The organism is Hydrogenophilus islandicus, from assembly GCF_054657095.1.
In genome coordinates, this window is sequence record NZ_BAAHXE010000022.1 from 1 (window position 1) to 14,311 (window position 14,311).

General features: G+C 65.5%; 17 protein-coding genes. 12 read left to right on the forward strand and 5 right to left on the reverse strand.

Translation table 11 applies throughout. The features are described from left to right. The coding region (locus ACYQ6T_RS07355) for an RpnC/YadD family protein (RefSeq protein ID WP_459829427.1) at positions 1-467 on the forward strand (467 nt) is incomplete at its 5' end. 126 nt (positions 468-593) lie between these two features. Here the strand turns inward: ACYQ6T_RS07355 and mazF are convergent. After that, the gene (gene mazF / locus ACYQ6T_RS07360) at positions 594-932 is read right to left on the reverse strand and encodes an endoribonuclease MazF (protein WP_459829430.1); all 339 of its coding nucleotides are present in this window, start codon (positions 930-932) and stop codon (positions 594-596) included. After that, entirely contained in the window at positions 932-1,174 is a 243-nt protein-coding gene (locus ACYQ6T_RS07365; protein WP_459829432.1) for an AbrB/MazE/SpoVT family DNA-binding domain-containing protein, read from the reverse strand. The genes mazF and ACYQ6T_RS07365 overlap by 1 nt, the downstream gene beginning before the upstream one ends. 273 nt (positions 1,175-1,447) lie before the next feature. Here ACYQ6T_RS07365 and ACYQ6T_RS07370 point away from each other — a divergent pair, with 273 nt between their 5' ends. The 11 genes from ACYQ6T_RS07370 to ptsP all read left to right on the forward strand — a co-directional run bounded on the left by ACYQ6T_RS07370 (position 1,448) and on the right by ptsP (position 10,272). After that, positions 1,448-1,684 (forward strand): type II toxin-antitoxin system Phd/YefM family antitoxin, encoded by a 237-nt coding sequence (locus tag ACYQ6T_RS07370; protein ID WP_459829435.1) that lies wholly within the window; start codon positions 1,448-1,450, stop codon positions 1,682-1,684. A gap of 3 nt (positions 1,685-1,687) precedes the next feature. Then, the gene (locus ACYQ6T_RS07375) at positions 1,688-2,140 is read left to right on the forward strand and encodes a PIN domain-containing protein (protein ID WP_459829438.1); all 453 of its coding nucleotides are present in this window, start codon (positions 1,688-1,690) and stop codon (positions 2,138-2,140) included. Positions 2,141-2,224: 84 nt separating this feature from the next. Then, positions 2,225-2,659 (forward strand): RNA polymerase-binding protein DksA, encoded by a 435-nt coding sequence (gene dksA, locus ACYQ6T_RS07380; protein ID WP_459829440.1) that lies wholly within the window; start codon positions 2,225-2,227, stop codon positions 2,657-2,659. Position 2,660: 1 nt separating this feature from the next. Further along, the gene (gene cysS, locus ACYQ6T_RS07385; RefSeq protein ID WP_459829443.1) at positions 2,661-4,172 is read left to right on the forward strand and encodes a cysteine--tRNA ligase; all 1,512 of its coding nucleotides are present in this window, start codon (positions 2,661-2,663) and stop codon (positions 4,170-4,172) included. Next, entirely contained in the window at positions 4,169-4,972 is an 804-nt protein-coding gene (locus ACYQ6T_RS07390) for a glycosyltransferase family 2 protein (RefSeq protein WP_459829446.1), read from the forward strand. Before cysS ends, ACYQ6T_RS07390 begins: the two co-directional genes overlap by 4 nt. Beyond that, positions 4,969-5,904, forward strand: a complete 936-nt coding sequence (locus tag ACYQ6T_RS07395) for an NAD-dependent epimerase/dehydratase family protein (RefSeq protein ID WP_459829449.1) — start codon at positions 4,969-4,971, stop codon at positions 5,902-5,904. The genes ACYQ6T_RS07390 and ACYQ6T_RS07395 overlap by 4 nt, the downstream gene beginning before the upstream one ends. After that, on the forward strand, positions 5,873-6,457 hold the full coding sequence (locus tag ACYQ6T_RS07400; RefSeq protein WP_459829451.1) for a sugar transferase: 585 nt from the start codon (positions 5,873-5,875) through the stop codon (positions 6,455-6,457). The genes ACYQ6T_RS07395 and ACYQ6T_RS07400 overlap by 32 nt, the downstream gene beginning before the upstream one ends. 42 nt (positions 6,458-6,499) lie before the next feature. After that, positions 6,500-6,772 carry a DUF3460 family protein gene (locus ACYQ6T_RS07405; protein WP_459829454.1) on the forward strand — a complete coding sequence of 91 codons (273 nt, stop codon included), beginning with the start codon at positions 6,500-6,502 and terminating at the stop codon, positions 6,770-6,772. A gap of 20 nt (positions 6,773-6,792) precedes the next feature. Beyond that, a complete protein-coding gene (locus ACYQ6T_RS07410; protein WP_459829456.1) occupies positions 6,793-8,229 on the forward strand; it encodes an exonuclease domain-containing protein in 1,437 nt (478 codons plus the stop codon). A 23-nt stretch (positions 8,230-8,252) separates the two neighbouring features. Continuing rightward, positions 8,253-8,522: an HPr family phosphocarrier protein gene (locus tag ACYQ6T_RS07415; protein ID WP_459829458.1), complete on the forward strand. Its 270-nt coding sequence runs from the start codon at positions 8,253-8,255 to the stop codon at positions 8,520-8,522. A 4-nt stretch (positions 8,523-8,526) separates the two neighbouring features. Next, complete coding sequence (ptsP, locus tag ACYQ6T_RS07420; protein WP_459829459.1) at positions 8,527-10,272, forward strand: phosphoenolpyruvate--protein phosphotransferase; 1,746 nt, start codon at positions 8,527-8,529, stop codon at positions 10,270-10,272. On the opposite strand, the gene ACYQ6T_RS07425 is transcribed toward ptsP, so the two are convergent. Genes ACYQ6T_RS07425 through ACYQ6T_RS07435 form a run of 3 tightly spaced genes read right to left on the reverse strand, consistent with a single transcriptional unit; the run spans position 10,247 to position 14,309 of the window. Beyond that, positions 10,247-11,482 (reverse strand): O-antigen ligase family protein, encoded by a 1,236-nt coding sequence (locus ACYQ6T_RS07425; RefSeq protein WP_459829462.1) that lies wholly within the window; start codon positions 11,480-11,482, stop codon positions 10,247-10,249. The two genes, ptsP and ACYQ6T_RS07425, sit on opposite strands and share 26 nt — an antisense overlap. Then, positions 11,479-12,834, reverse strand: a complete 1,356-nt coding sequence (locus ACYQ6T_RS07430) for a TolC family outer membrane protein (RefSeq protein WP_459829465.1) — start codon at positions 12,832-12,834, stop codon at positions 11,479-11,481. Before ACYQ6T_RS07430 ends, ACYQ6T_RS07425 begins: the two co-directional genes overlap by 4 nt. A 29-nt stretch (positions 12,835-12,863) precedes the next feature. Beyond that, entirely contained in the window at positions 12,864-14,309 is a 1,446-nt protein-coding gene (locus ACYQ6T_RS07435; protein ID WP_459829468.1) for an HlyD family type I secretion periplasmic adaptor subunit, read from the reverse strand. Positions 14,310-14,311: the final 2 nt, after the last annotated feature.

The following is a 14,311-nucleotide window of genomic DNA, read 5'->3' on the forward strand; positions in this document are numbered from 1 at the left end:
GGAGGCACAACCTCGCTGCGGCGCTCTTTCGGCTAGAATTGGCCCGTACGCCTGACGAGATCCGGGAGGTGGTGCGAGCGCTCGTCGCGTGGCTCGACGCTCCTGAGCAGCGGGAGTTGCGCCGCACGCTCACCAAGTGGCTGCTGCGCCTGATGCGCCGCAGAGTCACCCAAACCGAGATTCCCGAGGTTCAAGATCTTTTGGAGGTCGACACCATGCTTGCCGAACGAATGAAGCGCTGGACGAGAGAATGGAAGGAAGAGGGATTTAGGGAAGGAATCGAGCAAGGTGAGCTTCTGTGGAAACGTGTCCAAACTGCATCGAACCTTCGCCGGCTGCTAGCCAAGCGCTTTGGGCCGATCCCTGCGGAAGTGGAGTTGCGCATCTCGGCAGCCTCGCTTGAGGAGCTCGAAGCGTGGTTTGACCGCGCGATCGACGCCCCGACGCTTGAGGCGGTTTTTGGGTAAAGGCAAGCCGTCTCCATAGCCTACACCCTCCGCAACCAGAGTGCCAACGGCGCCCCCGCATCTCCTCGCTGACCCCGCAGCGCGCGAGCGGCTGGGGGCGAACGCGCGGGCGTTTGCGGTCCGTGATCAAATGAGTTTCAACAGCGCCTTGATCTTGGCCTTGATCTCTGCCAACTCGGTCGGCATGGCCCGCCCCTTGCGCGAGGCCTCGCGCGACTTCCAGTCGAGGCTTTTGACTTGGTCAGCCAAAGCCGCTCCGCTTGCGCCAGGACCCGAGAGGACGACCTCGAAGGGGTAACCCTTGATTTGGTTGGTGATCGGCACGCAGACAAGGAGTCCGGAGCGTTCGTTGTAGGCCCGCGGCGTCAAGACGACGGCCGGTCGTCGCCCCGCTTGCTCGTGTCCGCTTTGAGGGGTGAAGTTCAACCAGATGATGTCGCCCTCCTCCGGGACGTACGCCGCCATCAGAGGAGCTCCTGACCCTGGGCAGACCCGAACTCTTGCTCGGTGTGCCGGTTTTCGGCGGTGATCCCTGCGATCAAATCGTCTAGGCAGTAGGTTGGCGTTGCCGGCTCAATGACGATACGCCCGTTCTCGGCGCGAACCTCGACCGCTTGGTCGAGCGTCAGCTGCGCTGCTTCCATCACCGCGGCCGGCAAGCGAACGGCCGGGCTGTTGCCCCATTTTTTGACCAGCTGACGCGCCATAGCTTTCTCCGTAGAAACAAATGTCGATACAGTTAAAGTGTAGACATGTTCATTCGGAATGTCAACTGCCAGGCGCGTCTGCCTCCCGCGGCAGCTCGAGTGGGTCAACCGCCCCTACAACCGAACAAGGAACGCTACTCATGCCCACTATCAGTATGTTCTATGGAATTCTCGTTGCGAAGATGTACGTGCCGCTTCCACCAAGATTCACCCCTTGACGGCAGGCCCGATAAGATGATAATGTAGTGTTTAACACTACTTTTGCGCAACACAATGAAAACCATTTCTGCCGGCGACGCCAATCGCCACTTTTCTAGAGTACTGCGCGACGTCGCGACGGGTGAGGTCTTCACGGTGCTGTCGCGGGGCAAGCCTGTCGCCACCATTTCTCCTGCACATTGTGGCGACAGTGAGCGCGAGTCCGCCAGGCGTTGTTTGCTCGAGCGGCTGCGTCAGCAAAAAGCCAGTGGCGAGCGCAACTGGACGCGTGATGAACTCTACGAGGGCTGAGCGGTGAGAGTGGCCCTCGACACCAACGTGCTCGCCTATGCCGAAGGGCTTGGCGACGAACGGCGCTGCAATATAGCCTTGAAATTGGTCGCGCAACTGCCCAGCACCGACGTGGTGCTGCCGGCGCAGACCCTGGGCGAACTCTCCCGCGTTCTTACGGGCAAAGCCAAACGCTCTGCCGCGCAAGCGCGTGAAGCCATCTTGAGTTGGGCGGACAGCTTCGAGGTGGCGGACTCCACCTGGTTTGCGTTTCAGTCGGCGCTCGACCTGACCGTCGATCATCAGCTATCGATATGGGACGCCCTGGTCCTGGCCGTCGCTGCAGAAAACCGCTGCCGGGTGCTGCTCTCGGAAGATTTGCACGATGGCTTTACCTGGCGTGGCGTCACCGTCGTCAACCCGTTTGCCGAACTGCGTTCGCCGCTCCTGAGCGCGTTGTTGCGCCGCACGGACTGAACCTCGCGCCCATTGCACTCCCCCGAAATCGGGTAAAATCGCCGTTTCATTCAACCGCGATCCTGCGGGCTGAAGGAGGAACCCATGGATCTCAGCAACAAACCGGCCGACCTGCCCACCGTCGAAGAGCTCCTCGCGATGCCCGAAGAGGAGTACATGAACGAACGGCAGCTCGCATTCTTCCGCTGGCTGCTCCTCGAAGAAAAGCGTAAGCTGATGGAAAACGCCCAGCAGACGACGCAGAACCTCGCCGAAGAGAATGTCGCCACCCCCGACTGGACCGACCGCGCGACGATCGAGGAGGAACAGGCGCTGGAGCTGCGGGTGCGCGACCGCGAGCGCAAGCTGATGAAAAAGATCGACGAAGCGTTGAAGCGCATCGACGAGGGGACCTACGGTTACTGCGAAGAGACGGGCGAACCGATCGGCCTGAAGCGCTTGCTCGCTCGCCCCACGGCGACGCTCTCGATCGAAGCGCAGGAGCGCCACGAGCGGATGGAGAAGCTCCGCGCAGGATGACATGAGAATCACGCTCCACGACACCCTCACCCGCACGGAGCGGCCGTTTCTCCCGCGCGACCCGAAGCGGGTCACCCTCTACGTATGCGGCCCGACCGTCTACAACTACATCCACATCGGTAACGCCCGCCCGGTGGTGGTCTTCGACACCTTCGTCCGCCTCTTGCGCCTCGCCTTTCGTGAGGTCCGCTACGCGCGCAACATCACCGATGTCGACGACAAGATCAACGCCGCAGCCGCCGCCGAAGGGGTGCCGATCCGGGCCCTTGCCGAACGCTACGCCCGCGCCTTTCACGAAGACATCGCAGCGCTCGGGGCGCTTCCTCCTGACGTCGAGCCCTTTGCCACCGACCACATCGCCGAGATGATCGCGCTCATCGAAGCGCTCATCGCACGCGGCCACGCCTACGTCGCCGAGGGCCACGTCCTCTTTCACGTCCCGTCAGACCCCACCTATGGGTGCCTCTCGCACCGGCAGCGCGACGAGATGATCGCCGGTGCCCGCGTCGAGGTGGCGCCGTACAAAAAGGATCCGGCCGATTTCGTCCTCTGGAAGCCCTCCCCACCGGAACTCCCCGGCTGGTATTCCCCGTGGGGGCGCGGCCGCCCCGGCTGGCATATCGAATGCACCGCGATGATCGCGAAACACTTGGGACTGCCGATCGATATCCACGGCGGTGGGCAGGACTTGATCTTTCCCCACCACGAAAACGAGATCGCGCAAGGGTGCTGCGCCCACGGTACCGCCGAGTACGCCCGCTACTGGATGCACAACGGCTACCTGACGGTCGCAGGCGAAAAGATGTCGAAGTCGCTCGGGAACTTCCGCACCGTGCGGGAGCTCCTGGCGCAATTTCCCGGTGAGGCGATCCGCTACGTGCTCCTTTCGGGCCACTACCGCAAGCCCCTCGACTTCTCGCTCGACGCGCTCCACCAGGCGGTGCGCGCGCTCGAGCGCCTCTACACCACGGTGGCGCTTGCGGCCACCACCCCCACCGCTGCGATCGATCTCGCCGCGTGGGGCGCCGCCGTGGGGTTACCCCCTGAACGGATCGCCGAACTCACCGCGCAACGGGGCGCGTCGGTCACGCCGTGGGACCCGGCTGCTGGTTCCCACCCCGCGCTTGCCGCTCAATCGCAGCCCCAGCTCCTCGGTCTCGGGGCCGACCCAGCGCTCGTTGCCGCGCTCGCCGACGACTGCAATACCCCGCAAGCGTTGGCGATCCTCCACGACCTGGCCTCGGCGCTGCGCTCCGACCCCACCCCGGAACGGAAAGCGGCGTTTCTTGCGAGCGCCGAACTCTTAGGGCTCCTCTACACGGGGCTCACGGCGTGGCGACAGGGGACTTCCTTGAGTGCGGAGGAGATCGACGCGCTGATTGCCGAACGGACGGCAGCGCGCAAAGCGCGCGACTTTGCCCGCGCCGACGCGATCCGCGCTGAGCTCCTCGCTGCCGGAATCGTGCTCGAAGACACCCCGACAGGAACCACCTGGCGACGCAAATGGGGGTGAGTGCTGCCACCGCCGCTCTTACCGTCTCGATCGTTAGCCACGGCCACCATCGCCACTTGGCGCCGCTCCTTGCCGACCTCAACCGCTGCCCAGAGGTGGCGCAACTGATCCTCACCCTCAACATTCCCGAGCCGCTTCCTGAGCTTCCGCAGCCGCTCGCCGCGCGCACGACGATCCTCCACAACGCCACCCCTCGCGGCTTTTCAGCGAACCACAACCGCGCGCTGGCCTCTGCGGCAACTCCCTTTGTCGCGGTGCTCAACCCCGACCTGCGGCTTCCGGTGAACCCCTTTCCGCCGCTCGTGCAAGCGCTCACGACGAAAAACGCCGCGATCGTCTCCCCCGCGATCCTGAACCCCGCCGGTGACATCGAAGACCACGCCCGCCGCTTTCCGACGCTCCTCTCGTTGTTCGCAAAAGCGTTGGGATTGAGCGACGGCCGCTACCCTTATGCCCCCTCTTCTCCCCCCTTCTACGCCGAATGGGTCGCGGCGATTATGCTGGTCATGCGCCGTGACGCTTTTGCGGCGCTCGGTGGCTTTGACGAACGCTACCACCTCTACTACGAAGACGTCGACCTCTGCCTCCGCGCCTGGCGCCGCGGTTTCCCGGTGCTGGTCTGCCCCGAGGCCCAAGTGATTCACGCCGCGCAGCGCACGAGCCACCGCCACCCCCGCTACCTCCTCTGGCACCTCCAGAGCCTCACCGCCTATCTCGTTCGTCACAGCTGGCGCCTTCCTAAGCTCCCCGAGGAGCTCCACGGCGCCCCCGCCCCTTCTCCTCGCCGACCCGCCTCATGACCACGCCCCCGCTGATCCTCATCACCGGCGCAACGGGCTTCATCGGTAGCCGCCTCCGTGAGCCCCACCATCGGGCGCTCGTCCGCACCCCGACCGGACACGGCAACGAGGTGGTCGGCGATCTCCTCGATCTTCCGTCGCTCGCCCGAGCCGTTGCTGGGGTTTCGATTGTGATCCACTGCGCTGGAGTCTCCGACGCCGACGCCGCTGACCCGTCGTCTCTGTGGCACATCAACGTCGAAGGGACAAAAAATCTCGCCACCGCTGCGGCGAACGCCGGTGTCAAGCGCTTCGTGCTTCTCTCCACCGTCAAAGCGATGGCCGAACCGGGCACCGAGTGCGTGGACGAAACGTGGTCGGGCGCGCCGACTACCCCCTACGGGCAGAGCAAACGGGCTGCAGAGGAGGTGGTGCGGGAGATCGGCGGGCGCTCCGGTATGGAGGTGGTGATCCTCCGCCCGGCCCCCGTCTATGGCCGCGGCTGCCGCGGCCTCATCGCTACCCTCGTGCGCCTGATTGCCCAGGGGTGGTTTCCGCAACTGCCTGAAACGGGCAACCGCCGCTCGTGGCTCCACGTCGCCGACCTCATCCGGGCGATCCACCTTGCCGCGACCCACCCTGCGGCGGCAGGTCAAACCTTTATCGTCGCCCACCCAACGCCCCTCTCCACCCTTGAGCTCGCCGACCAGATACGCTCCGCGCTCGCGCTCCCGCCGCCCCGGGTGCGTGTGCCGCTCCCTCTTCTCCGCCTCGCGCAGAAGATCCCGGGACGAATCGGCAGGCTTGTTGAACGGCTCACTTCGTCGGCCTGCTACCTTCCCACCCACCTCGAGGCAACGCTCGGTTGGCGCGCTCTGGTAGACTTTCCCAGCGGTTTTGCTGAAATGGTTGGCCGATGCGATGTCATCCCCGCACCTCCTTCGCCTCTTTGACCTCCTCTTCGCGTCGGTAGGGCTCATCTTCACCGCGCCGCTCCTCCTCGTTCTCCTCCTCATCGGCTGGTGGGAGACCGGCTCCCCCCTCTTTCGCCAGACGCGTGTTGGCCGCGGCGGCCGCCCTTTTACCCTGCTGAAACTCCGCACGATGCGGCCGGACACGCCCAACGTCGCCACCCACGAGGCACCAGCCCACGCGGTGACCCGCTGGGGGCGGTGGCTGCGGCGCACCAAGCTCGACGAACTGCCGCAGCTGATCAACGTCCTGAAAGGGGAGATGAGCCTCGTCGGTCCCCGCCCGTCGCTCCCCAGCCAAACTGAGCTCATCGCCGCCCGCGCTCGCCTTGGGGTGCTCGACGCCCGCCCGGGGATCACGGGGCTCGCGCAGCTCTCTGGCATTGACATGTCGACCCCTGAGCTTCTTGCGCAAACCGACGCCGAGATGCTCGCACACCTTACGTGGCGCAGCTACTTGCGTTACCTCTGGCTCACGATTCGGGGTGCCGGCAGGGGGGACCCCCACGAACGCCACCGGCACGCATCGCGCTGATGCGTGCTACCATATCAACCGTCATTCCCGAAGGATCCCATGATGACCGGTTACGTCTCTGAAGCGACCCTTTTCCTCCAGGAGTTCTTGGCCACACACCCGCAGGAACGGCAAGTGGCGCGCGAGGGGCGAGCGTTGTGGTGGGATAAGCCCCAGGATCCGGAACTCACCGCGCAATTTGCCGCAGCGCGCGTCCCCACCTACCCCTACTACTACGACACCAGCCACCCGCGCCTTGACCCGTTCCGCGCCGACGGTTACCGCCCCGCGCTTCCGCCAGGCGTGACCGCGCAACGGGGCACTGATAAAAGCTAATCCCCAGCCACCACCCCCCATTGATTCACCACCCCGTCGCGCCGTTGCTCCCGACCCCTTACGTCGTCCTCGACCTGGAGACGACCGGCGCGCACCCGGAGCGCGACCGCATCATCGAGATCGCGCTCACCCGTTTTGACCCCGATACCCCACCCACCCGCTGGGAGCGGCTGATCAACCCCGAGATCCCGATTCCGCCAGTGATCGAACGGCTGGTCGGCATCTCCTCGGCGATGGTCGCTACTGCCCCCACCTTCGCGGAGATCGCCGAAGAGCTCCTGGCGCTGCTCACCGGTGCCGTGGTCGTCGCCCACAACGTGCGCTTCGACTACGGCTTTCTCAAGCAGGCCTTCGCCCGCTGCGGCATCTCTTTCTCGGCGCCACTCTTTTGCACCGTCAAATTCGCCAAAGCGTTGGAGCCGACCCACCGGCGCCACGGGCTTGACGCGTTGATCGAACGGCACGGGCTTTGCTGCAGCGCGCGCCACCGCGCCCGCGGCGACGTCGAGGTCCTCGAGCAGTACCTCGCGTGGGCGCTCGCCACCTTCCCACCGGAGAAGCTCCTTGTCGCGCGCGAAGTAGCGATGAAGCACCCCGCCCGCCCCGCGGGTCTCGCCGAAGGCGTGATCGAGTCGATCCCTGAAACGCCGGGCGTCTACCTCTTTTTCGGCGACAACGACCTGCCGCTCTATATCGGCAAAAGCAAGGGGCTCAGGAGCCGCGTCACCGCCCACTTCAGCGCCACCACCCGCAACCCCACCGACGCCGAGATCGCCCGCCAGATCCGCCGTATCGAGTGGCTCGAGACCGCGAGCGACCTCCACGCGCAGATCGTCGAAGCGGAGCTCGTCCGCGCCCTCAAACCCCGCTACAACAAACGGCTGCGGGAAAATCACGCCGCCGTCGCGATCACCGTTTCCGGGTTCGACGCGCCCCCCGCCCCTGACCGTGCGCCGCCGCTTGCCGTGCGCTACCTCCCGATTCAAGGAAGCGACCCGCGCACCTGGCCCCGCCACACCTTTGGTGCCTTTACCGACCGCAAGCAGGCGGAACGGACGCTCCAAGAGCTCGCGAAAACCCACGGCCTCTGTCCCGTGCGCCTCGGGTGGGAACCGGCCACCCGCCGCTCGTGCTCTGCCCATCAGCTGCGCCTCTGCCGCGGCTGGTGCGCGGGCAAGGAGACGACCGCTGAACACGACGCCCGGCTTCTTGCCGTGCTCAGCCACCTCCCCCCCACCCCCTGGCCGCATGCAGAGCCAGTGCTCCTTCATGAAACTTCCCCAGACGGCGCGCGCGCGATCTGGTTGCTCGTCGACCACTGGGTGCTCATCTGCCGCTTCGACCACCCGCCGAGCGATGCCGAAATCGCCGCAGCGACCGCCGCCCCCTACCGCTTCGACCTCGACACCTTCCGGATCCTGCGCCAGCGCCTTGCTCTCCCCGCGGTGACGCGCTGAAGCCGTTGAGCTACAATCGCGCTATGCCACGCACCGAACTCACCATCGTCAATAAACTGGGGCTTCACGCTCGCGCGAGCGCCAAGCTCGCCGAGCTCGCCAACCGCTACCCCTGCGCGATCTGGCTCGAGCGCAACGGCCGGCGAGTGAACGCCAAAAGCATCATGGGGGTGATGATGCTCGCCGCCGCCAAAGGGACCACGGTGACGGTCGAGACCGAAGGGGAACAGGCCGACGAGGCGCTCGCCGCAATCGCCGAACTCGTCGCCAACCGCTTCGACGAGCCGGAGTAGCCGCGTGTCCGCAGTCCCCTTCACCCTCCACGGCCTTGGGGTCTCCGCCGGTATCGCGATTGGCCGGGTTCACCTCGTCTCCCACGCGCTCCTTGAGGTCCCCCATTACGAAGTGCCCGAAGAGCGCCTCGCCGACGAGCGCACGCGGCTCAAAGAGGCGGTCGAAGCGGTGCGCCGGGAACTCGCCCACCTGCGGGAGAGCGCCGACCAGAGCGCCGCGCAGCAGGAGCTCGACGCCTTCATCGACCTCCAGACGATGATGCTCGCCGACCCGATGCTGATCGACGCCGCGCTCGAGCGGATCACCACCCGCGGCATCAACGCTGAGTGGGCGCTCGCGCAGCAGCTTGAAGAGCTCCTGGCGGCGTTCGACGCGATCGACGACCCCTATCTCCGCGAACGGCGCCACGACGTGATCCAGACCGTCGAGCGGCTGATGAAGGAGCTGCGGGGGCTCGCCCGCCCGATGCACGCCCGCCACGACGACTGGCCGACGATCATCGTCGCCCACGACCTCTCCCCCGCCGACACCATCGGCTTTCGCGGCCAGCGCATCGGCGGCTTCATCACCGACATCGGGAGCCCCACCTCCCACACCGCGATCGTCGCGCGCAGCCTCAAGCTCCCCGCGGTCGTCGGCGCTCGGCTTGCCCGCACGCTCCTTGAAGACGACGACCTGGTGATCATCGACGCCCACCGCGGCGCGATCATCGCCAACCCGCCGCCGTTCGTCGTCGAAGAGTACCGCCTCAAAAAGGTAGAGCGCGACCTCGAGCGGACCCGCCTCGCGCGCCTCAAAGAGTCGGCGACCAAGACCCTCGACGGCACGCCGATCGCGCTCCTGGCCAACATCGAAAGCCCCAAAGACCTTCCCGCGGTGCGTGCGGTCGGCGCTGACGGAATTGGCCTCTATCGCACCGAATTTCTCTTTACCGGCCGCGCCGACCGGCCGAGCGAAGAGGAGCAGTTTGAAGCCTACCGCGACGTCGTGCGCGGGATGAAGGGGAAACCGGTCACCATCCGCACCTTCGACCTCGGCGCCGACAAAGCGTTTGACAGCAACGACGAATCCCACACCGCAACCAACCCGGCGCTGGGGCTCCGCGGCATTCGCTACTGCCTTGCCGAACCAGCCTTTTTCCTCACCCAGCTGCGTGCGCTCCTTCGCGCCGCGACGTTTGGGCCGCTCAAGATTCTCCTGCCGATGGTGACGAACGCCGCCGAGATCGACCGCGCCCGGCAGCTTATCGCCCAGGCACGCGACGCGCTCACCTATGAGGGGGTGAAACTCCCCCCGCGGATCGAAGTGGGCGCGATGATCGAAGTCCCCGCTGCGGCGATTGCGCTACCCGCGATCGCGCGCCGCGTCGACTTCCTCTCGATCGGCACCAACGACCTCATCCAATACACCCTCGCAATCGACCGCCAAGACGACACGGTGGCCGACCTCTACGACCCCCTCCACCCGGCCGTCCTGCGTCTGCTCGCCGGAATTCTCTCCTACGGCGCGCGGGCCAACATCCCCGTCTCCCTCTGCGGCGAACTTGCGGGCGACGCGCAATACGCCTGGCTCCTTGCCGCGCTGGGGCTCCGCCACTTCTCGATGCACCCCGACCGGCTCCTTGAGGTCCGCCAACAGCTCCTCTACGCCAACCTCGACGAACTCGCCCCCAAAGCACAACGGCTCGTCAAGCTCGACGAGCCAGCGAAAATTCGCGAAGCGTTTATGCGGTGGGGGGCGGGTTCGTAGGGGTTTCTAACGCCAACCAGAACCCCACCAACAAAAACCAGACCACCGGGAACCACCAGACGTTAAGGAGCACCGGCTGCGACTGCAGCGGAAAGGCGTACGCAGCCAGTGCTGCGCCCCACGGTGCCGCGCGCGCCTGCGCTTCCCGATCGGCTCTACGCCAGCGCCACACCATCACCGCCGCAAGCCCCACCACCCAAGCGATCCCGGCACCCCCCAACTCCGCCCAGAGCCCCATGTAGAGACTGTGGGCATGAAACGGCTCGTCATGGAGGTAAAGATCACCCGGGTCGGCGAATTCGGCGTAGACGTGGGAAAACTGCTTCGCCCCCACACCGAAAAAGGGGTGCGCCGCCCCCATCCGGGTAGCGTTGCGCCACAACTCCCAGCGGTAGGTGGTGATCTGATCGAGCGCCTTTTGCCTCTCGTCGGGAGTTGTTTCGGTCATCAGCGTTTTCAACCCTTCATCAGTGTTGTGGAGTCGCACCTGCCAGGGGGTAGAAAAGGTCTGGATGATCGCTACTGCCCCGATGGTGCTGACAAAGAGCCCAACGAGCAGCGCGCGCGGCCAGCGCCACACCACCGGAATCGCAGCGAGCACCAGGAGCTGCAAACCGCTTCTTGACCCCGAAAGGAGCACCACCCACAAGGTCACGAGGAGAAGCGGCAGCACAATCGCCGGCTGCGCCCGCCACCGCCAAACGGCAAGCGGAAAGAGAACTGGAAGAAGAATGGGGAGCTTCAGGGAACTAGCAAAAGGCCCCACCAATCGCCCTTCGAATTCGGTAGCGGCGTAGGGAACCCCGAAGAGGTCGCGCCCCACCGCCCACTGGACCAGGGCGTCGGCGAGGAGAAAGCCAAAGGTGAGCGCTGCGCCCCGCTGCCACCAGTCGCTCGCTTGGGGAAAGTTCCTTGCCGCCCAGCCGACCGCCGCACTCGCCAGAGCAAACCCCAGAAAACCCACCACATAGGGGAACCCCGCTTCTGGACGCGGCGCGCCCCACAGAGAGAGCGCGATGATGAGCGCCAACACCACCAAAGCGCCCCCCAACTCGCGGGCAAGGGGTGTAGCCCAGAGGGCGCTCCGTTGGCGGACGACCAGGAAAAGCGACACCGCGACGAGGAGAAAAAAGGGCAACCGCGGCCCACCCGGCAACGGTTGCGCCCAGAGGAGCGCTGAACCGAGAAGAAGGACAATCGCCGCCGTCACCGCTTCGCGATCAACTGCACGAGCGCCCCGTCTGCGCTCCCTTCTGCGGCGCTCCAGAGGTCGATCGCTGCGAGGACCATCTGGTAGGCAGCGTCCACGCGGCTTGCCCGCACTTTGGCGAGCTCCTGTTGCGCGTTGAGCAAATCAACAGCATTGCGCGTCCCGGCGCGAATCCCCTTTTCGGTGCCCACCACTGCTTGTTCCGCAGAGCGTTCGGCTTGCGCGAGCGCCTGCCACTGGGCATAACCGTAGCGCAGCGCCGCGTAGGCCTGCGTCAGGTTCTGGGTGAGTTCCCGGCGCTTCGCTTCGGTCCGCATCTGCGCTTCCTCAAGGGCGGAGAGCGCCGCACGCACTGAGGCGTCGATCCCCCCGCCGGCGTAGAGCGGAATCTGGAGTTGCACGGCGACGCTCGTGGTATCGTATTGCTGGCCGATCGTGGTTTCGCTGTCGCTTCGACTCATGCGGCGTGCGGCAACGAGATCGACAGTCGGTTTATGCTGCGCCCGCTGCTGCTCCACAGCCCGCCGCGCTGCCTCCTCTTGGGCAACCAGCGACACCACCTCGGGGTGGCGTTCGTGCGCCGCAGCAATCCATTCGTCGAGGGATCTGGCGAGCGTCCGTTCCGCAATCGGAACCAGTTCGGCAAGTTCGGTGAGCTCCTCCGCGCGAACGTCGCGCCCAACGAGCGCACTCAACGCCGCAAGCGCCTGCTGCAGCTGCCCCTCTTGCCGCAGCACCGCTGCTTTCGCCATATCGAGCCGCGCTTGGGCATCTTCCACATCGGTGCGGGTCGCACTTCCCAGGGTGAAGGCGCGCTCACTCTGTTTGCGCACCGTCTCATACCGGGCGACATCTTGCTCGGCCACCTGCCGCTGGGCTGCAGCGGAGAGGGCCTGCGCGTAGGCCTGCGCCACCTGCCGCAACAGACGCACCCGCGCCGCCTCGATCGCAACCCGGCTCGACTCCGCCTGCGCTTCGGCGCGTTGCCACCCCGCCCAGTCGCTTGGACGGTAGAGCGGCTGCCGCGCGCTCAGGTTCCAGTTGCGCGTCGTGTAGTCATTATGAACGGTTCGCCCTTTGTAGAGGCCGCTGAGATACTCGGTATCGGTCTTCGCTTGGCCGGTCGATGCCGAAAAGGTCACCGCGGGAAGGAGCCGCGAACGAGCGACCTCGACCCCGGCCAGGTCCGCGTCCGCCCGCTTTTGGCTGACGGCGAAATTGGGATCGTTCGCTTCGGCGAGCCGAAACGCCTCTTCAAGCCCGAGCGCGTAGGCGCCCGCTGTCGGGATCAGGAGGCCCACGGCGACTGCGCTGTTTCTGACCCATCGTCTGAGTAGCGTGGAAAACGCCATGCCTTTTCTCCTTCCTCGCCGGACCGTGATCACGGCTCTTTCACCGCGCTCTGCAACCGCTCCCACACCGGTTTGATGAGGTACTGCAGGAAGGTGCGCTCACCGGTCTTGATGAGGACGGTGACCGGCATTCCAGGCTGCAGGCGCCGGTCGGGCCCGAGCGTCTTCCACCCGTTTTCGGTGAGCTCGACGCGCGCGACATAGTGGGGCGGGAGCGGCTGCCCGTTCGGGGTGAGGGTCCGGTCGGTCACGAGGTCGGCCGAGACCGAGATCACCTTCCCTTCGAGGACCTTTCCTGCGAGGTCGTGGAAGTTCGCGAGTTGCACCTCGGCGAGCAGCCCGGGGTGGACACGCTCGATGTGGTGGGGCGGAACCTGGACTTCGAAGACGAGCTTCTCGTCTTTCGGGATGATCTCCATCAAGGGTTCCCCGGGACGAACGACGCCCCCCACGGTATGGACCGCGAGCGCATTGACGTAACCGGTGGCGGGTGAGCGGATCACCGTCCGTTCCAGCTCCTCTTTGAGTGCCCGCACCCGCTCCTCGACAACCGCGAGCTGCTTGGTCACCTCTGCAAGTTGCGTCTCGACCTCTTTGCGGTACTCTTCCCGCAGCGACTTCGCCCGCAGCCGGGCGTCAAGAGCCTGCTGCTGCGCGAGCACGATCTGGTTCTGCAGCTCGAGCGCCTGCCGTTCGAGTTCCAGTTGGGTGTTGCGCGGCGCGTACCCCTCCTTGGCCAAATCGCGCATCCCCTGAAGTTGTTCGCGCAAGAAGGTGAGCTGCGCGCTGCGCGCTGCGGCGTTGCTCTCGGCGGTGCGCGCGGTCTCTTCCAATACCCGAAGCTGTGCAGTGAGGGCTTCGCGGCGCGAGGCAAAAAGGGCTTGTTGCTGCGCCATCTGCACCGCTGCCTCACTCCCCCCTTGCCGAAGCTGCTCGGGGAAAAGCACCGCTTTGGCGCCGTCGCGTTCGGCTTCGAGTCGCGCCTTGGCGGCGAGGAGCGCATAGTACTCTTTGAGAGCGCTTTGATATTGGGCCGAAACCGTGGTGTCGTCGAGAAGGATCAGGGGTTGCCCCTCTTCGACGAATGCCATGTCCTTCACCAGGATCGCTTTGACGATGCCGCCAGTGAGATGGGCGACCGTTTTGCGCTTCGATTCGACGATCGTCACCCCCGGCGCAGGCACGCCCGCATCCAGCGGCGCGGTCACTGCCCAGACGAGGAATCCGCCAAAGAAGAGCACCAGGATGAAGAAACCGAGCCGCAAGAAGCGCCGCGCCTCTTGGGGGAGCACTTCGTGCGCTACCTCTTCAACCGGCCGGGCGTCGGCGTCCAGCGTCAAGGGCTCCCGCGCAGCGGCTGAAGTTTCTTTTGCGCCATGGCCAGCTGGCGGTACCGCGTCTTGCTGCGGGGTCACCGCTTGGGGTTTGTTCGCAGGGTTTTCAGATGCGGGGGGTTGGGTAGGAAGGGAAGACACCG

What these genes read in the sequence shown, in the direction of transcription:
- mazF (WP_459829430.1), bottom strand. Translation starts at nt 932, where the DNA reads ATGGCGGCGTACGTCCCGGAGGAGGGCGACATCATCTGGTTGAACTTC.
- ACYQ6T_RS07365 (WP_459829432.1), bottom strand. Translation starts at nt 1,174, where the DNA reads ATGGCGCGTCAGCTGGTCAAAAAATGGGGCAACAGCCCGGCCGTTCGC.
- ACYQ6T_RS07370 (WP_459829435.1), top strand. Translation starts at nt 1,448, where the DNA reads ATGAAAACCATTTCTGCCGGCGACGCCAATCGCCACTTTTCTAGAGTA.
- dksA (WP_459829440.1), top strand. Translation starts at nt 2,225, where the DNA reads ATGGATCTCAGCAACAAACCGGCCGACCTGCCCACCGTCGAAGAGCTC.
- cysS (WP_459829443.1), top strand. Translation starts at nt 2,661, where the DNA reads ATGAGAATCACGCTCCACGACACCCTCACCCGCACGGAGCGGCCGTTT.
- ACYQ6T_RS07395 (WP_459829449.1), top strand. Translation starts at nt 4,969, where the DNA reads ATGACCACGCCCCCGCTGATCCTCATCACCGGCGCAACGGGCTTCATC.
- ACYQ6T_RS07400 (WP_459829451.1), top strand. Translation starts at nt 5,873, where the DNA reads ATGTCATCCCCGCACCTCCTTCGCCTCTTTGACCTCCTCTTCGCGTCG.
- ACYQ6T_RS07405 (WP_459829454.1), top strand. Translation starts at nt 6,500, where the DNA reads ATGACCGGTTACGTCTCTGAAGCGACCCTTTTCCTCCAGGAGTTCTTG.
- ACYQ6T_RS07415 (WP_459829458.1), top strand. Translation starts at nt 8,253, where the DNA reads ATGCCACGCACCGAACTCACCATCGTCAATAAACTGGGGCTTCACGCT.
- ACYQ6T_RS07430 (WP_459829465.1), bottom strand. Translation starts at nt 12,834, where the DNA reads ATGGCGTTTTCCACGCTACTCAGACGATGGGTCAGAAACAGCGCAGTC.